Source organism: Prochlorococcus marinus str. MIT 9515, assembly GCF_000015665.1.
GTDB classification, from domain to species: domain Bacteria; phylum Cyanobacteriota; class Cyanobacteriia; order PCC-6307; family Cyanobiaceae; genus Prochlorococcus_A; species Prochlorococcus_A marinus_P.
The window spans coordinates 616,186-633,914 of the sequence record NC_008817.1 but is presented as its reverse complement, the minus strand read 5'-3'; the positions used below and the strand labels follow the sequence as shown (position 1 = coordinate 633,914).

The 17,729-nt window shown below is 31.6% G+C and carries 21 protein-coding genes; 6 read left to right on the top strand and 15 right to left on the bottom strand.

Features of this window, described 5'->3' with window-relative positions; translation table 11 throughout:
- The first annotated feature begins 48 nt into the window (after positions 1-48).
- Complete coding sequence (gene crtL, locus P9515_RS03470) at positions 49-1,332, top strand: lycopene beta cyclase (protein ID WP_011820013.1); 1,284 nt, start codon at positions 49-51, stop codon at positions 1,330-1,332.
- Between the two features lie 8 nt (positions 1,333-1,340).
- The gene (locus P9515_RS03465) at positions 1,341-2,048 is read left to right on the top strand and encodes an SDR family NAD(P)-dependent oxidoreductase (protein ID WP_011820012.1); all 708 of its coding nucleotides are present in this window, start codon (positions 1,341-1,343) and stop codon (positions 2,046-2,048) included.
- Here P9515_RS03465 and P9515_RS03460 read toward each other — a convergent pair.
- Complete coding sequence (locus tag P9515_RS03460; RefSeq protein WP_011820011.1) at positions 2,045-2,587, bottom strand: GIY-YIG nuclease family protein; 543 nt, start codon at positions 2,585-2,587, stop codon at positions 2,045-2,047. The genes P9515_RS03465 and P9515_RS03460 overlap by 4 nt on opposite strands.
- A gap of 74 nt (positions 2,588-2,661) precedes the next feature.
- On the opposite strand from P9515_RS03460, the gene P9515_RS03455 reads away from it, so the two are divergent.
- Positions 2,662-3,321, top strand: a complete 660-nt coding sequence (locus tag P9515_RS03455; protein WP_011820010.1) for a glutathione S-transferase N-terminal domain-containing protein — start codon at positions 2,662-2,664, stop codon at positions 3,319-3,321.
- On the opposite strand, the gene P9515_RS03450 is transcribed toward P9515_RS03455, so the two are convergent.
- The 3 genes from P9515_RS03450 to P9515_RS03440 form a co-directional block, all read right to left on the bottom strand.
- On the bottom strand, positions 3,318-3,575 hold the full coding sequence (locus P9515_RS03450) for a hypothetical protein (protein ID WP_011820009.1): 258 nt from the start codon (positions 3,573-3,575) through the stop codon (positions 3,318-3,320). The genes P9515_RS03455 and P9515_RS03450 overlap by 4 nt on opposite strands.
- A 38-nt stretch (positions 3,576-3,613) precedes the next feature.
- Positions 3,614-4,993 carry a sodium/glutamate symporter gene (locus P9515_RS03445; protein WP_011820008.1) on the bottom strand — a complete coding sequence of 460 codons (1,380 nt, stop codon included), beginning with the start codon at positions 4,991-4,993 and terminating at the stop codon, positions 3,614-3,616.
- Positions 4,994-5,101: 108 nt separating this feature from the next.
- Entirely contained in the window at positions 5,102-6,160 is a 1,059-nt protein-coding gene (locus P9515_RS03440) for a chlorophyll a/b binding light-harvesting protein (protein ID WP_011820007.1), read from the bottom strand.
- Positions 6,161-6,468: 308 nt separating this feature from the next.
- Here P9515_RS03440 and P9515_RS09615 point away from each other — a divergent pair, with 308 nt between their 5' ends.
- Complete coding sequence (locus P9515_RS09615; protein ID WP_011820006.1) at positions 6,469-6,645, top strand: hypothetical protein; 177 nt, start codon at positions 6,469-6,471, stop codon at positions 6,643-6,645.
- A gap of 56 nt (positions 6,646-6,701) precedes the next feature.
- On the opposite strand, the gene P9515_RS03435 is transcribed toward P9515_RS09615, so the two are convergent.
- The 4 genes from P9515_RS03435 to hisS form a co-directional block, all read right to left on the bottom strand.
- Positions 6,702-6,938, bottom strand: a complete 237-nt coding sequence (locus tag P9515_RS03435) for a hypothetical protein (RefSeq protein ID WP_011820005.1) — start codon at positions 6,936-6,938, stop codon at positions 6,702-6,704.
- A gap of 135 nt (positions 6,939-7,073) precedes the next feature.
- Positions 7,074-7,376 (bottom strand): TIGR02450 family Trp-rich protein, encoded by a 303-nt coding sequence (locus P9515_RS03430; RefSeq protein WP_011820004.1) that lies wholly within the window; start codon positions 7,374-7,376, stop codon positions 7,074-7,076.
- 14 nt (positions 7,377-7,390) lie between these two features.
- Complete coding sequence (locus tag P9515_RS03425) at positions 7,391-7,657, bottom strand: hypothetical protein (RefSeq protein ID WP_011820003.1); 267 nt, start codon at positions 7,655-7,657, stop codon at positions 7,391-7,393.
- Between the two features lie 3 nt (positions 7,658-7,660).
- Positions 7,661-8,950, bottom strand: a complete 1,290-nt coding sequence (gene hisS, locus P9515_RS03420) for a histidine--tRNA ligase (RefSeq protein WP_011820002.1) — start codon at positions 8,948-8,950, stop codon at positions 7,661-7,663.
- 98 nt (positions 8,951-9,048) lie between these two features.
- Here hisS and P9515_RS03415 point away from each other — a divergent pair, with 98 nt between their 5' ends.
- Positions 9,049-9,450: a hypothetical protein gene (locus P9515_RS03415; RefSeq protein ID WP_011820001.1), complete on the top strand. Its 402-nt coding sequence runs from the start codon at positions 9,049-9,051 to the stop codon at positions 9,448-9,450.
- A 29-nt stretch (positions 9,451-9,479) separates the two neighbouring features.
- Here P9515_RS03415 and P9515_RS03410 read toward each other — a convergent pair whose 3' ends face one another.
- Positions 9,480-10,292, bottom strand: a complete 813-nt coding sequence (locus P9515_RS03410) for a 3'-5' exonuclease (RefSeq protein ID WP_011820000.1) — start codon at positions 10,290-10,292, stop codon at positions 9,480-9,482.
- A 138-nt stretch (positions 10,293-10,430) separates the two neighbouring features.
- Here P9515_RS03410 and P9515_RS03405 point away from each other — a divergent pair, with 138 nt between their 5' ends.
- Positions 10,431-11,153, top strand: coding sequence for a DUF1350 family protein (locus P9515_RS03405; protein WP_011819999.1), 723 nt, complete (start codon positions 10,431-10,433; stop codon positions 11,151-11,153).
- Here the strand turns inward: P9515_RS03405 and acs are convergent.
- From acs to P9515_RS03375, 6 genes are all read right to left on the bottom strand, one after another.
- Positions 11,150-13,132, bottom strand: a complete 1,983-nt coding sequence (gene acs / locus P9515_RS03400) for an acetate--CoA ligase (protein WP_011819998.1) — start codon at positions 13,130-13,132, stop codon at positions 11,150-11,152. The two genes, P9515_RS03405 and acs, sit on opposite strands and share 4 nt — an antisense overlap.
- Positions 13,133-13,229: 97 nt before the next feature.
- The gene (gene sds, locus P9515_RS03395; RefSeq protein ID WP_011819997.1) at positions 13,230-14,201 is read right to left on the bottom strand and encodes a solanesyl diphosphate synthase; all 972 of its coding nucleotides are present in this window, start codon (positions 14,199-14,201) and stop codon (positions 13,230-13,232) included.
- A gap of 27 nt (positions 14,202-14,228) precedes the next feature.
- Entirely contained in the window at positions 14,229-15,023 is a 795-nt protein-coding gene (gene murI / locus P9515_RS03390; protein ID WP_011819996.1) for a glutamate racemase, read from the bottom strand.
- Positions 15,020-16,111 carry an N-acetylmuramoyl-L-alanine amidase gene (locus P9515_RS03385; RefSeq protein ID WP_041710571.1) on the bottom strand — a complete coding sequence of 364 codons (1,092 nt, stop codon included), beginning with the start codon at positions 16,109-16,111 and terminating at the stop codon, positions 15,020-15,022. Before P9515_RS03385 ends, murI begins: the two co-directional genes overlap by 4 nt.
- Entirely contained in the window at positions 16,111-16,938 is an 828-nt protein-coding gene (locus P9515_RS03380; protein ID WP_011819994.1) for a carbon-nitrogen hydrolase family protein, read from the bottom strand. Before P9515_RS03380 ends, P9515_RS03385 begins: the two co-directional genes overlap by 1 nt.
- 30 nt (positions 16,939-16,968) lie before the next feature.
- The gene (locus P9515_RS03375) at positions 16,969-17,697 is read right to left on the bottom strand and encodes a 2-phosphosulfolactate phosphatase family protein (RefSeq protein ID WP_041710570.1); all 729 of its coding nucleotides are present in this window, start codon (positions 17,695-17,697) and stop codon (positions 16,969-16,971) included.
- Between the last annotated feature and the right edge of the window lie 32 nt (positions 17,698-17,729).

Here is a 17,729-nt window from a genome sequence, read left to right as displayed (position 1 = left end):
ACTTTTTATTTTTTCGAAAAATTTTATAACTTTAAAATTTTATAATTAATGTCTTCCAAAGGTTTACCAGATGTACTAGTTTTGGGCGCAGGACCGGCAGGGATGGCGATTGCATCGGCTTTAGGTAAAGAGAAGTTAGAGGTAGAGGTACTCTCACCTAAGGGCCCTGACGAACCTTGGCCAAATACTTATGGTATATGGGGAAAGGAAGTAGATCAACTTGGACTTCAGGATTTACTTGAGTATAGATGGAAAAATACCGTTAGTTTTTTTGGACATGGTTCTATTGAAGAACATCACTATGAAAACAAAGCAACCGAGCACTCTTTAGATTATGGATTATTTGATAAGAAGAAATTACATAGTTACTGGTTAAATGAATGTAATAAGTCCCTTATTAAGTGGCATGAAGGTTTTGCAGAGAAGATAAATTTTGAAAAATATAAAACTACAGTTACTACCAAAAATGGGGAAACTTACTCAGCAAGATTAGTTGTAGATGCAACTGGATATGATCCCGTATTTCTTAAATTAAAATCATGTGGACCATTAGCAGTTCAGACTTGTTATGGGATAGTAGGAACTTTTAGTAAGCCTCCACTAAAAAAAGGCCAATTTGTCCTAATGGATTATCGAAATGATCATTTAAACGAAGAACAAAAAAAAGAACCTCCTACTTTTTTGTATGCAATGGATATGGGGAATGGTAAGTATTTTCTTGAAGAGACTTCTCTTGGATTAGTAAATCCTTTGACAATGGAAAATCTAAAGGAAAGGTTAGAGAAAAGGCTTTCTTACAGAAATATATCAATTACCAGCATGCAACATGAAGAACTCGGTTTGTTTTTACCAATGAATATGCCTATCCCAAATTTCAAACAACAAATATTAGGCTATGGTGGCGCGGCCTCAATGGTTCATCCAGCATCTGGATATTTAATTGGTAACGTCCTCAGAAGAGCTCCATTAGTCGCAAAAGCCATATCAACGGCAATGAATGATAAGAAACTAAGTACCTATAATATTGCTCGTAAAGGATGGGAGAGTTTATGGCCAACAGAATTAATAAGAAAAAAATCAATTTATCAATTTGGTTTAGAAAAACTAATGAGATTCGATGAGAAATTATTAAGAGAATTTTTTGGCAGTTTTTTTCAATTACCAAAAACTCAATGGTATGGATTTCTAACTGATACACTCTCCTTAAGAGAAATAGTATACGCAATGTGCATAATGTTTATAAGGGCTCCTTGGAGCGTCAAAAAGGGATTAATGATTATGCATGGTAAAGAATTAAAAATGTTACTCAGGATAGTTTTGCCTAATATATAATTAAAAGAATGAGAACTATACTAATAAGCGGAGCCAACAGAGGGATAGGTTTAAATATTGCACATAGAGAATTAAAAGCAGGAAATAGAATTAGCATTGGAATTAGAGATTTAGAATCTATTAAAGGGAGCGTTATTGATCCAAATAATTGGCGCAAAGATAAAATTCTTATTAATAAATACGACGCATTAGATAAGTTATCTGCCGAAAAATGGATTAAAAATACGATCTCTAATTTTGGAGGTTTTGATTCATTAATAAATTGCTCTGGGATACTTTCAAAAATTCCTTTTTTATATAAAGATGGGGATGAAAAAGAAATTTTGAATACTTTAAATATAAATTTTTTAGCTATTTGGAATCTATGCAGACTGTCTTGGGAACACTTAAGTAAATCTAATAATGGAAGAATTATAGTTTTAGTCTCAATGAGTGGCAAAAGGTCTAAAGGAGATTTAGCTGCATATTCCGCATCTAAATTCGCGTTGATGAGTCTTTGCCAAACAATAAAGAACAAAGGTTGGGAAGAAAATATTAGGGTTACGGCTATCTGTCCTGGTTGGGTTAATACAGATATGGCTGAGAAGATTTCATCATTAGAAAAGTCAAAAATGACTCAACCAAATGATATCGCTGAGATCTGTTCTACTATATTGAAATTACCAATGCAGTCAGTTCCTTTTGAAATAGCTTTAAATTGTAATCATGAAATTTAATTTAATCTGAACATTAAAAAAGACATTGTAATCATAGCAATTGCCATAAAAAAACCTTTTATTCTATTAGTAACTAATGAAAACAGAGATAAATCTTCCGAAAAATATCCCCCAAAACTGCCTGTAAGTGACAAGATGAGCATAGGTACTGATGCTAAAGCGAATGAATAGGAAATATTTCTTAAAAATACAACATTAAAATAATTAAGAATTAAAAAAGTTATTCCAAAAAATAAAAAGGATGCGAATAAGGTTATAGAGACTTCAGCATCAAGTGTATGAGGTAAATTTCCTTTTAATTCAAATTGTTTTTTACACTCAGATATCTGTCTTTTAGTGAGCTTTAAATATCCAGTTTCAGGAATCCTTTGAGATTTATATTTTCTTAATAACCTGGCTTCAAGTGTTTCAGGTTCCTTAGTCATTATGGAAGTTAATAATTCATCAGGTTTAAGTTTTCTAATTTTCTTATCAAGATTATCTGCCTTACCAATACGATAAAGATCTCCAACTCTTATGAGGTAAACATATCCCGCCATTTGCGATGTAAGATTAATTTTATTTCTATGTAAATAATACTAAAAGAATCAAAAAGATTTTAATTTTTTACAAAATGACAACAGATATATTATATTCATTTCGTAGATGTCCATATGCAATTCGAGCTAGATGGGCATTATTAATTTGCGAAATTGAACTAGAAATAAGAGAAGTTGATTTAAAAAATAAGCCCTTAGAATTTACGAATAAATCAAGAACTAATACTGTTCCCATTTTATTAAAAAAAAATAATAAAGTTATAGAAGAAAGTTTAGATATTATAATTTGGGCACTTGGAGAATCAAAGAAGGAAGGCATAAAAAACTTTTATATTCCCAAAAATAAAGAAAAAGAGATTTTAGAAATAATTTCCGAAAATGATAATAGTTTTAAATATCATTTAGACCGTTTTAAATATTCAGCAAGATTTACTGCCTGCGATAAAGATTATCATTTTTCAGAAGCTACTAAATTCATCAAAAAATGGAACAGAAATATCTCAAAAAGCAGATGGATAATTGGAGATAAAACTACAATTGCTGATTGGTGTATTTGGCCATTTGTTAGGCAATATAAAATTGCCTGCGAGAGTCAAAAAAAAACAAACTATTTTGAGTCTCCTATACAAGAGTGGTTAGAATCATTTGAAAAACATAAATATTTTAAAAAATTAATGCATAAATATAATCCATGGGAACCAGCTAACAAAAAAGTTTATTTTCCTTTTTATTAGCTTTCAAGTAATTTTCTTTTTTCTATAATCCTTGCTAGTTCTAAGAAATATCCTGCAGTTCTAAATTTTCCAATATTTTTTTCTTTAAATTCAATATCGCTTCTAATTTCTGCAGTTTCAGCCATGATTAAATCAAGTTCATTAAATCCAAGACTATATAATTCTCCAAGTTCAATCTCTCTACCAAGCAAATGACTCCTAAACCATTTTTCCTTGTTTTCTTGAGGAGGAATATCGTATGGGGTATGCGACATGAATCAATAGAAATATATTTTAATACTAACTGAACTTCTTATTGGTAACTTGCAGAAAATTTTTTATTAAATAAAAAAGCGATAATAATAATTAAAAAAGTTATTAATGCGCAAATCTCTGTCCAATAATCTAGTCCGATTTTAGATATAACTAGAGGTGCTACTACAGTAAAAAAGCCTCCTGATAGTATTAATTGGGCGAAAAGTTGTTTAGATGTAAAAATAGGAAGAGTTTTAGAAATGTTTTTAGGATCTGCAAGCCTCAACAATAATAAACCCGAAGCAACTACACCTGTAGAATTACCAAACTCTATTAAACTTTTCTCAAACCAGTAATCATCAAATATAAAGTATGCAAAATAAGCAATACAAATCAAATTCCAGAACAAACCAAAAATAGTAAGCAATAATATAAGAACCCAATTTTCAAAAACAGTTGCGATATCTAAACTTGCCATTGCTGTAAAAATCAATAAATCTGTTGATAGTATGCCTATTTCTCTTTGAAGAATATTAGAGATAAAATCTGTATTTTTTGTTTTTTCTAAAATATATCTTATCAAAAGAGAGCCTATAAGAATAAGAGGAAAGACAGGAAGTGAAAAGATAATTTCTCTTGAAAATTCACCAAAGTAATTTGAAATATATCTTAAAAACTGAAGAAGCAATACACCAAAAATGATTGCTAAACCTGCAAAACCAAGATTTATTAGCAATACTCTCAAATCTACTAAAAATTCGGTTTTAAGATTTATATTTGTATTTAAATTTTCTTTTTTATCTATAATTTCCTCTGTATCTGAAAGCCTTAAAGTTCTTCCAATAAAAATGAATATACTGCCTAATAATGAAGACGTCAAAAGTCCCATTGTTGCCATCGCTAGTCCGAGATCAAGTCCATCTGAGAATCCAAGTCTATCAAAACTTTCTCCAATAATAGTGGCAGCTCCATGCCCCCCCTCAAAACCAACCTCTATCAAACATCCCATTAAAGGATTTATATCCATATGAGGAGCTAAAAGGTATTTAACAACTAATCCACCAATAAAAAACTGGCCAAACCCTAAGGAAAGAGCAAGTAAAAACTGGTTGACAATAGGCTTAATTAAACCATTAATGTTAGGTATTGGTCTTCCCATCATCAAAGTTGCAAAAACTAATGACAATAGAGGAGTTGGGAAATTACTCCAAACACTTGTAGTCTCTTTAGATAAAAAATGGATTAAACCATAAGGTCCTATTGAGATACCAGCGACACCTGAAATAACTGCGATGGGTAATCCAAATCTTTCTAATTGAACAGCTAGTTTTAATCTTCTCCCAAATATCAAGAAAAAAGATATTATTAAAAATCCGGAAAAGCTTATTAAAAGGGAATTTGAAAAAACATCTTTATTTTGTAGGAAAGAAATATTCAATTAGTTCGAGATTTAATAACTCTATAAATTTAATTTAATAAATTAATCTTACCAAATAAAAAAGGCCTCAAATAATGAGGCCTTTAAATATTATTAATGATTTAAAATTTAATCTTTAAGAGTAACAGTAGCACTATCAATATTACTGATAGCATTTGTAACTCTCTTAAAGTCAAATCCTAATGCTCTTAATGCATGCCATAGATGACCTTGAATAAAGAAGAAACCAAAATAGTAATGTACATTTGCTAACCATGCCCTTGAGGTGTAAGAACCATCAGGGAGATCAACTGTATCAACCCAATAAGGAGAAATACTAAATTTCAATTCAAGTGGTTCACCAAAAAATTCAGTTGGATAAACTGTTGTATTTGATGCACTCCAGAAGGCAGCTATAATTGCCATCCAACCAATTCCTGCAAGAGACCATGAAAGTACGGCTTCTGCAGAAAGAAGTCCTTTCCCTTTGAATTTAGTGAATTCACCAACTTGTTTTGTAGCAATATGCCAAGCACCACCAGTAATTTCGACAAAAGCTAAGAAGGCATGTCCTCCCATAACATCTTCAAGACTATCAATAGTCAAGAAATCAGTTTGGTGATTCCAAATATGAGCAAGATTTAAATCATACTCAACCTTTCTTACCGCACCAATAGCTGGATCATAAACACCGTGGACTCTCGCCCATTCGACGAAAGCAATGACAGCAAATCCTAGAATAATAAGGTGATGTCCAAGAATGAAAGTCAATTTGTCTGGATTATCCCATTCAATATTGAATTTCCTAGCTTTAGCCACGTCAGACTCTTCTAAATTCCCTGGAAGAAGTAGAGAATGTAAAAGTCCTCCGGCAGCCAAAACCATGGAAGAGACTAAGTGAACTATTGCTATCGCAAGGACAGGCTTAGTATCTCCCATCATTACTCCATCAGCATCAAACCCAATTCCTAGGGTTGCTAAATGAGGTAGAACGATTAGAGGTTGATGTCCCATTGGAACACTTGGGTCGAATCGTGAAAGTTCGAAAAGGGTGAAAGCACCCGCCCAGAAAACAATTAATCCTGCATGAGCTACATGAGCAGCAATGAATTTTCCTGAGCGATTCGCTACACCTGAGTTACCAGCCCACCATCCGTAGGTAGTATCTGGATTGCCATAGGTTTGCATTTAGGAATTGATTAGCTTAAACGTTTCGAGAATACTTTATATTTCATCAAAGAGCTTAATTCACAACAAAATTGTAAAGGTTATTAATTCTAAAGAGATTTAAGTAAAGCTTATTTCAAGTGAAATCTAGAGTGCAAAGAAGTTAGATTTACTTGAAAAATTAATTGCATCTAATAGATTTTTAAATGAATTCAAAATTGTTATAAATCTTTTTTTGCTGACATTCACAATTTTTTGTGTAATAAAGCAAATACATTATTGACCCAAGATCAAACAATTACTAAAAAGAGAAGAAGATAACTCTTCTCATGACAACCTCTCAAAGATCTTCTAGAAAAATTTCATTAGAAATGAAATCAGAAGGGCATTACAAAGAAGCTGCAAAATCTTATCGCAAATCAGAGCAATATATTAATATGATTAATTTGTATCCAATACTACAAACCACTTTGGCTGATTGTGAGGACGAAAATCTAGTTAAATAGAATTCTGCTTTAAAATTGATATCCTGAATCTGAAAGATTTTAAGATTACGCCTAAATCAAGCTACATATTTGCCATATTCATCTTCAAAATAGAATTTATCAATAATTTTTTTACACAATATTGGATTATAAAGAGCATCTGGATTCCAAGGTTTATTTTGACCATGAGGACAGCTTTTCCAATGTATACCCGGTTTAAAAAAACCATTCTCTCTTAGATAGGAGAGTTTTACTTCCGTAGTTCCTAAATTCTTGGCAGTAGAGTAAGATGAGTGCCATATATTTTCTAACATTGATTAAGTAAATATTATTAATCCTTAATAACGTTTATTTTCAAACTTTGAAAGGGGAGTAAAGTTTTAAATAATTGTTAATTTGATAAGAATACAAACTTTGTTGTTAGTTTGATTTAATATTTTTACCTAAAATCAAGAGATATTAAATAAGGAATTTTTGTTAACAAATATTTTGTTAAAGCTTTTTTTAAAATTTTTACTTAATTTGTAATCTAAATAATCTTTAGTTATCGATTCACTTTTAGGCATATTTAACCATCCTTCATTCCAATTACCGCTATTAAATAATTCTTGGCTTGAGATTTTCAAGCTGACTTCTACATCAATAACAGAAACCATCAAAAAATTAATTTGATCTTCTTCATTGATTTCATTAACTAAAACAAAATGTCTTAATCCCTTAATTGATTTGTTTGAAGTCCAGCAGATTTTCACAATTATTAAAAAACTTATAAACTTTTTTTATCATTTTTAGAAATATTTTGATATTCTTTTCTAATTTCATTTAATAGACTTTTCCTTTTTTTAAAGTATGAATTAGAGTCGTTTTTTGACAAATTAAATCTTTCTTTTTTTGTCAAATCCATCCATTCATACAAATTACCTTTATTAAAGGTAATATCTTTATTTTTTTTTAAAGCTTTTTTATATTTGTAAAATTTTAGAAATATAAATGAAAACATAACTAATAAAGAAACAAATAATACAATCTTCATATTCTAAAGGTTTTTATCTAAAAGAAAATTAGTCTTTAACCACTTTTCTAATTTAATATCATCCTCAAAGGATATATTAGCTTCATGATTTTCTACATTGATATTATTAAAAAGCCTTATTTTAAATTCATTTTTTAAAGCTTCATCATCTCCAATTATAATAATACTTTTTGATTTTAATTTATTAGCTTTTTTAAATTGCTTAGAAAATGATGCTCCACTTAAATCTAATTCAATTATCAAATCATAATTTCTTAGCTTCCTTGATAAGTCAATAGCCAATATTTCAGCTTGAAACCCTTTATTAACAATATAAATATCAGTTTCTCTACTTTCTTCAAGATCTTTACCCGCCAAAAGAATAAGTCTCTCTAATCCAATTGCAAATCCAATTGCTGGAGTTTCTGTTCCTCCCATTTGATTAATCAAATTATCATATCTGCCTCCCCCGCAAACTGTAGCTTGCGAGCCAAGTGCACCACTTGTAATTTCAAATGCAGTATGTGTGTAATAATCCAACCCTCTTACTAAATTGAAATTTTCTATAAAAGGTATTTTAAGAAGCTTTAACATTTCTTTAATATTTATATATCTCTTAAGACTTTTTTCAGACAAAAAGTCAAATAATTTTGGAGCATCTTCAAGAATGCTTTTTGTTTTCGCATTCTTAGTATCAAAAATTCTTAAAGGGTTCTTAACTATTCTATTTTGAGAATCCAAATCTAAGTCATTTTTGTTAACTTCTAACCATTTTAAGAAAGCTTTCTGAAAATTTGACCTGTCATTAAAGTCACCTAAAGTATTAATTTCAAGATTTAGCTCTTTTATTCCTAATTTCTCCAAAATATCCCAAGCCAAAGCAATTATCTCGATATCACTCCTTACCGAATCATAACCAATAAATTCAACTCCTAACTGATGAAATTGCCTTTGCCTGCCTGCTTGAGGTCTCTCATATCTAAACATTGGCCCCATGTACCAAAGTTTTTGTAAGGATTTACTTGATATTCCATTTTGTATTATTGCTCTTGCAACGGAGGCAGTCCCCTCTGGTCTTAAAGTGCATGACCTTTCACCTCTATCTAAAAATGTATACATCTCTTTGCTAACGACATCGGTACCCTCTCCAATACCTCGCATAAATAATTCAGTCATTTCTAATATAGGAGTTCTAATTTCCTTCACAGAGGCTCTTAAAAGCAGCTCTAATATTATTTTTTCAACATTTTGCCACTTTATTAAGTTGTCAGGCAAAAGATCAACTGTTCCTCTAAGATTTTTAAGGTTATTCAAAGTTCTAAATTAATAATTCAAATTTTTTAATTTACATAGAAATTCAATTTTGCTGAGATTCTGTATGTCATAATTTAATCTAACATTCTTACAAAATATTGGGAATAACTAATAATAAAGAGAGTCAGCATTGTGGCACAAAGCCAAAAAAAGTTGCATTCGGCATTGCCCCTTTGGGTATTGTTTCCATTGGAATAGTACCAATGGGTGTTATTAGTATTGGGGTCGTTCCAATGGGTGTTTTTTCTTTTGGTGCTGTTGCTATGGGAATAGTCAACTTATCAGTAGTGGGTATGGGAATCATTTCTGCTGGAATTACCACAATGGGTTTATGGGAATATTCTCCCAAATCACAAATCCATGATCATCAGAGTCGATCCGAGAAAATCATGCCAGGACTTTTTAAAACAAAAGAAGAAGCTGAAAGAGAGGCTGCAAAATATGGCTGCATAGGTGCACACAAAATGGGAGAGAAATGGATGCCATGTAAAAACCACTAATAATATTTAAGTTTAGAAAAAATAAAATATTAGTTTATTATCTGCACTTTAAAATCAAGGCTATTAGCCTCTTCAACAGTTAATTTTCTAGCCCAAGCACCCTCGGCAGGATTATTCCAGCGAAATCCCGCCTTCTTAGCTAGTGATCTTTCTGAATAAGTTACCAATGCTTTATATAAAAATCTTGGTTCTGTCGCTTTAATAAGAAGTTCCTCTAAATTCTCGCATTTTTTGAAGACTTCCGAGATATAAAAGCAATCAGATAAGGCTCTATGTAAGCTCCAAACGGGGATTGAGAAAGACAAAGCAAGATCAGTTACTGAAGGTCTATTTTTTAAGTTTTTTTGAAATGACCAATTAATATCCTCTAAACTACAAATCCAATTTTTCTCTAAATTGGGCAATCTCCCTTTACCAAACCATTTCTTGTCAAACTCAACATTATGGGCAACTATTAAATCTGCGCAATCCACAAGTTTCAAAAAGAAATTCAAGCCCTCTTCCCAAGGTTGTTTAATATTACTAACTTCTGCAGATATCCCATTAACATGTTCCGCTTCATTTGAACTTACTGGGAATAAGAACGAAACCTGTGAGAGCACTGATTTAGAAGTCACATGAAATAAAATACAACCTATCTCGATAATTTCATCTTTATTTTCGTCTAAACCAGTAGTTTCAGTATCAAGAATTAAAATTTTTTCAATTTTTTTATTTTGAGTTCTTACTTTAGAGTTTGAGATTGATTGATTTAAAGTTTTTTTTATTTCAAGATCATTATTTGTAATTTCATTTTTAAGAAAATCCAGTTGATTTAATACTTTTTTGTTAGATGGTTCCAATTATCAAAAAAAACTCTAATTTATCTTGACGCATTTAATATTTTTTTCTCTTAAATTAATAATAATTAAACAAAATTAATTAAGAATTTTAATCTTATTTAGAAAAACCTCATTAAATTCTGAATAAAATACATAACAATGATTTATTCAAAATATCAATTTAGTAACTATTGCTATTGGCCTTCAAATCCAAAAAAAATTATTGAATTTATTGGAGGAAGTTATCTAGCATCAAAACCAGATTTAACTTATAAAAGATTTATAAAAAGCTTAATAAACAAAAATTATGCAGTTCACGCATATAGGTATACCCCACAATTTGATCATCAAGAACTAGCTATTAAAGCATGGAAAGATTTTAAAAATTGTCAAAGATCATTATCAAAAAGAATAGGAATATCAATTCCATCTATTAGAATTGGGCATAGTCTTGGTTGTAAACTTCACCTAATTTCTCCAGATGGGGGTAGGAATTGTGAAAAATTTATATCTATAAGTTTTAATAATTTTAGTGCAAACCGATCTATTCCATTTTTAAAGCAATTTTCTCAGAAATTAGAATTCAAAAGTGAATTCAGTCCAAGCCCCAACAGAACATACGGGATAATTGAAAAAACTTATACTCAAAAAAATAATTTTCTAATAAAATTTAATTCAGATAAATTAGATCAAACAGATAAATTACTTTCTTGTCTTAGAGCAAGAAAAGAAGACAACTCAAAAGGGATAAAGCTTAAAGGAACGCATACTATTATCGCTAGCGCTGGGCTAAGGGAAAATTTATTAGGAGATTGGGCTGATGATGATTTAAAAAGATATACAATTAAACAGATTTCAAATTTGATTGAAAATTCAATTTAAGTACTCTTCTTTAATTTTTCCAAAACAGAACTATCCTCAAGGGTACTTATATCTCCATTGATTTTTTCCCCCGCCGCCAAGGATCTTAAAATTCTCCTCATTATTTTTCCGCTTCGTGTTTTTGGAAGAGAATCTGAAACTATTATTTGTTCTGGCTTGGCAATTATTCCAATTTCTTTTACGACGTGATTCTTTAATTCCTTCTCTAATTCCTTAGAACTCTTGACATCCTTTTCTAAAGATAAAAACGCAACTATTACCTCACCTTTTAAATCATCTTTTCTTCCAACAACCGCAGCTTCCGCAACTGATTTATGACTTACTAGTGCAGATTCGATTTCCATAGTTCCCAAGCGATGTCCTGACACACTTATAACATCATCGACTCTTCCCATAATCCAGATATATCCATCATTATCAATTCGTGCTCCATCTCCAGCGAAATAAACATTTTTTTCATTCTTATAAGAAATAAAATTCCAGTAACTTTCTAAATATCTCTCAGAATTACCATGAATTGTTCGCATCATCCCGGGCCAAGGTTTTTTAACGATTAAATATCCTCCCTCATTTTTCGCTACCTTTTCTCCATTTTTATTTACAATTTCAACCTCAATACCTGGCAAAGAGAATGATGCCGAACCTGGCTTCGTAGCAACGGCCCCGGGGAAGGGGCTAATCATTATACCCCCAGTTTCTGTTTGCCACCATGTATCTACAATCGGACACTTATTATCACCTATTACATCTCTGTACCAAATCCATGCTTCGGGATTAATAGGTTCGCCAACTGTACCCAACAGTCTCAAAGATCTTAAATCATATTGATCAGGAATTTCACGTCCAGATTTCATAAATGATCTTATCGCTGTAGGCGCTGTATAGAAAATTGTAACTTTATATTTTTGGATCACTTCCCAAAAAGCTCCTAAATTAGAGGCCCTTGGAACACCCTCAAACATAAGAGTTGTTGCTCCATTTGATAAGGGCCCATAGACTATGTAACTATGACCAGTAATCCACCCAACATCTGCTGTACACCAATATATATCGTCATCTTTTATGTCAAAAATCCACTTGAATGTTAAGTGAGACCAGAGATTATAACCAGCAGTAGTATGAACTATTCCCTTGGGTTTACCAGTAGAACCAGAAGTATACAAGACAAATAATCTATCCTCGCTATTCATAATTTCGGGTTCACACCAATCTTTTTGATCTCTTAATAATTCATGCCACCAAAAATCCCTATTATTTATCATCAAAATATTTTCTTTAGTTCTTTGAACAACTATAACTTTTTCAACAATTTCATTTGCCCCACTTTCAATTGCAGCATCAACAGCTTTCTTAAGCTCAATCACCTTATCTTTTCTAAACCCACCATCTGCAGTAATAACAAATTTCACACTTCCGTCTATTAATCTATCCTTTAACGCTTCTGAAGAGAATCCCCCAAAGACAACTGAATGTGCAGCTCCAATTCTTGCGCAAGCTAGCATGGCAAACATCGCCTCAGGAATCATTGGCATATAAATACATACCAAATCACCTTTTTTAATTCCTAAAGATTTAAAAGCGTTCGCAGCTTTACATACTTCATTGAGAAGTTCTTGATAAGTGTATTTCCTACTATCCCCAGGCTCACCTTCCCATATAAGTGCTGTTTTATTCCCAATCCCGTTTTTAATATGTCTATCTAAGCAGTTATAAGTAATATTTAATTTACCTTCCTTGAACCATTTAAAAAAGGGAGCATTTTCTCGGTCTAAAACAGTCTTAAATGGTTCAAACCAATCAATTTCCGATTTTCCAAAGGATTCCCAGAATTTCATTGGGTTCTCTAAAGACTGTTTTTTTAAAAGTTGTAATTCTTCAAAACTTTTTATATTTGATTTTTCTGAAAATTCTTTTGAAGGAGGGAAGAGTCTCTTTTCTTCAAGAATATTATTGATTGAATGTTTCTTATCTAGTGTCATTAGATGAATCTAGTCACAATTTATTTAGTCAAATACATTATAAATTTGAAAGAAATTTAATGTATTTTAAACTACAAAAATTTATTTTTTGATAAATCTAAGAAATACGACTCAGAACGAATTCTGGTAAAGCTAGTAAAGCTCTTTTATATTCTGAATTAGGAAGCCATAATATAGCTTCCTTCGAGAGAACGGCAAAATCTTCGGCTAATTTTCTAGAACGCTGAATAGCTTGAGAGTTCATAACAATATTTAAAGCATTATTTAAGTCTTCCTTTTCTACAAGTTCTCTATTTATCAAAACAGATAAATTTTTATTTTCTTCTAGAGCATATAAAACAGGTGCAGTAAGGTAACCACTAGCAAGATCACTTACAGCTGGTTTTCCTAATTGTTTATCGTTTCCTGTAAAATCGAGAATATCATCAACCACTTGAAAAGCTAATCCAATATTCTTACCAAATTCATATAGACAATTTAATTTATCATCTTCTAAATTACTCAAGACACCCGCAGCTTTAGTACTATTAGCAATTAAAGAGGCTGTTTTACAATAACTCTTATTAATATATTTCGAAAAAGTTTGTCCAGAATCAAATCTATTAAGATTTTGCTTTATTTCACCTTCTGCTAAATCCATTATTACTCTACTAAGTAATTTAACTACTTTTACATTATCCAAGTTTGCCAAATGCCAACTAGCTTGAGCAAATAAAAAATCCCCAGCAAGAACAGCTACCCTAGTGTTAAATCTACTATGAACAGTATCAACACCTCTTCTTGTGGATGCTTCATCAACTACATCATCATGAACTAATGATGCTGTATGAATCATTTCAGTAATCTCTGCAAGTCTTTTATGTTTAGTGGTTAAATTAAAATCTCGAGAAATAGCCTTTGAAATCAATAAAACTATCCCAGGCCTTAATCTTTTTCCTCCTGCACTAAATAAATGTTCCGCTGCAGCTTGAAGGATTGGATGACCTGCACCTATCAAATTTTTCAGTTCGAGAATAAGATCATCAAGATCATTTTCAACTGGCTGTAGAAGTTCTGTTACTGTATTCATAATTGACCTCCTTAATATACTAAAGAATCAAGCATTGCTTCGGAGGTTAACTAGCCTAATTTCTTTATTAATTTCTAACCAATATTTTACTTTTTTAGAAAATTCTTCACTTTTTGAGGTGACAAAGAACTTTACATTTTCTTGAGATATACTATTATTGCAGTCATTTTTTGGAATTAAGAATGAATTATTAAATTTATTTACTAAAGCAACTGAGGGATCAATAATTTTTATATTTGAAGGTATTTTATTTTCTAAAACGTTAAAAATCAGAGGATAATGGGTACATCCAAGTATTATTTCTTCAATATTTTTTTTAAATAAAGGATTTAGATATGAATCCGAAAGATAATTTAATTTATTTAAATTTAGCTTGGTTTTTTCTATCTCTGATACAAATTCAGGACATGCCTGCTGGAACACTTTTATATTTTCTCCTTTAGATTCTATTATTTTTTTGTAATAAGAAGTTTTAATGGTAGCAGGAGTTGCTAAAACTCCTATACATTTTTTACTCACTATTTCTGAAACTGAATTAATTAGATCAAAAACAGGTATTCCCAGATGATTTTCTAAAATATCTAAAGCACATGCATTTGTCGTATTGCAGGCTACTAGCAATGCATCCAAATTCTTATCTTCAAACCAATTACAAATTTCTTTTGCAATAATTCTTATTTGTTCAAAATCTTTATCGCCATAAGGAACTCTCTTTGTATCTGCCAAGTAAAAAATCTCAAGATCCTTGCGAGTCTTAAGTAAATAATCAAGGATCGTAAACCCTCCTATTCCACTGTCAAAAATTCCTATTTTAACTTTCACCCTGCCTTAGAAAGATATTCAAGAATACCTTTTGTAATTGCATAAGCTATTCTTTCACGATGAATAGATTTTTCTAACCTTCTCGCATCTAATCTTCCTGTTAAAAAACCTATTTCTACAAGAACTGCTGGCATTCTAGTATTTTTAATAACGAAAAATCTCCCCTGTCTTACGCCTCTATCTGGACTTCCAGGTGAAACTTTAAGGATTTGTTTTTGAATTTTTTTGGCTAATAGTCTGCCCCTCCATCCCGTGTAATAAAAAGTTTCTAATCCATTAATATCTCTTCTTTTACCTCTTGAGGCATTAGCGTGAATGCTCACAAAAACATCAGCATTAGTCCTATTAGCTATTGAGACTCTTGGAGGTAAATCCAAATCAACTTCTTTATTTCTCGTCATTCTTACATTTACACCTTTTTTAGATAATAAATTTCTAACTCTTTTAGAAACATCAAGGACCACATCTGCTTCTTTTACCCCCCCTATACCGATTGCTCCTGGATCTGGGCCACCATGGCCTGGATCTAAAACAACATAAAACTTATTTCTCTCAATATCCGGCAATTGCAAAAACTCATAATTTGTTTTTCTTGGTTTAATTAGCTTTTTATTAGCCTTAAGATTAATTCTCGATTTACTAACAAGACCTTCACCAATTGTTTGAAATGAATTTTTTGGTAAAGAAAATAATTTAATTTTCCATGTGTTTTGATCTATACCTACTAGCCTCCAACTAAGAGGTTTCAAATTATTATTATCAGCAGAAAATTCAACTACTAATCTAGTTTTGCCTTTAATTGGTTTGCCCAATCTAATTTCTTTTATTGGACCATTTCCCTCTATAGTTCTCGGAGTTTGAAGTTCCCCAGGGAAATCTATCCAAAATCTATCCCCAAAATTTTTCCCTCCTTTTTGAAAGTAGGCCTTTAATTTTGAATTTGATTTAGTCCTTAATTCTAAAACTCCATTAGAATTTAAACTCCATGCAGCTAGTGCACTAGATGATCTGGCTGGAGAAATACTTGAATTAAAAAGTAAAAATATTGATAGGCAGCGAAAAAGTTTATTAAAAAAAAACTTTGACATCATTCCGCGAAAAGTTTCGTTTTTCTATGTTTTAAGCTTGGCATCTGCTCTCTTATCTTTTTTACTCTTTCTTTATCAGCGGGAGCTATTGCTGCCCCCTGTGTTTTCCCCGCATCAGACAAAACTGTACCCCATGGGTCTATTACCATGGCATGACCATGACTTTGCCTTCTCCCGTAGTGAATACCTGTTTGAGCAGGCGCTACTACATAAGCTGTATTTTCTATCGCTCTTGCTTGAAGTAGAATTTGCCAATGATCTTTACCTGTGAAGGCTGTAAAAGCTGCTGGGATCATTATGAGTTCTGCACCATTCAAAGAGAGGTTTCTGTAGAGTTCGGGAAATCTTACATCGTAACAAATAGAAAGCCCTATCTTGCAAAGTCCCGGCACGTCTACGACTGGAGGATGTTCTTTACCTGATAGGATAGTTGATGATTCTTTGTATAAATTACCATCGGGCAAATCAACATCAAAAAGGTGAATTTTGTCATATTTGGCCAAAACCTGTCCATCTTTCCCAAAAAGGGCTGATCTGTTAAAAGTATGATTATTATCTCCTGCAGGAACGGGATAACCACCACCCAAAAGAAAGACTTGATATCGCTGAGACATCGTTTTTAAAAAATTAGTACACTTTATTGCCAATTCAGAGGCCAACCTTAATTTTTCATTATCTTCTCCTAGGAATGCAAAATTTTCAGGTAATCCAATTAATTCTGCACCCCTTCTAGAGGCTAATTCAATCTGCTCCTCAGCTTCAGCAAAATTTGTTTCAACATTTGAAGTACTCGTTATTTGTAAAGCGGCAACTAAAAAATCAGTCAAGATTTAACTCCAAGATAATAAATTTGCAAATCATGAGGCACGAATTACACCTCTCTCAAATTGAGTAGGAACAATATCTAAACAATCAAGTTCAGAACAACACTTAAGATCATCATCGTAGTCACCGAGACTTGTCAATCTTTTTCCGTGAGTCGCTGTCTTCAAGCATCCTAGGATATCGTTCTTCCATGTATTCCAAAGAGCTAATGAAGCCTGCAATTCATCATTAGAAATATTAACTTCATTATTAAAATTATATTTTATGTAAGAAGCGAGTGCTCCTGCAGCCAAGGAATCTTCCAAGGAATAAGAGCCCTCCCATCCGCTCCCAAGTATAAGTACGTTTTTTTTATTTAAAGACATTATCCTTTCAGCAACTGCTTTTCTATTTGGAAGAGCCATTGCAAATAAATATTTTACATTTTGAACCTTTTTTAATGATTTAGTCCCATTCGTTGTACTCATAAATAGTCTTTTACCCTGAACTTTCTCTTTCGTTACAGATAATGGAGAATTCCCTAAATCAAAACCATTAATTTTTTTTCCACCTCTTTCGCCAAGCATTAATTTTTTATTGGCATCCCATCTTTCAGCAGTTTCCTTCAATAGATCTAAATCAGAAAAAAACTGAATTGAATCTGCACCGTTTTTTAATGCCCAAGAAATAGTTGTTGACGCTCTTAAAACATCAATAACAACAGCAATATCAGAATCCGTTTCTAGGACATCATCTGCAACATGGTAATAATAAAGATTAATAGTAAGTAGGCAAGCTATAAATATTATAGAAA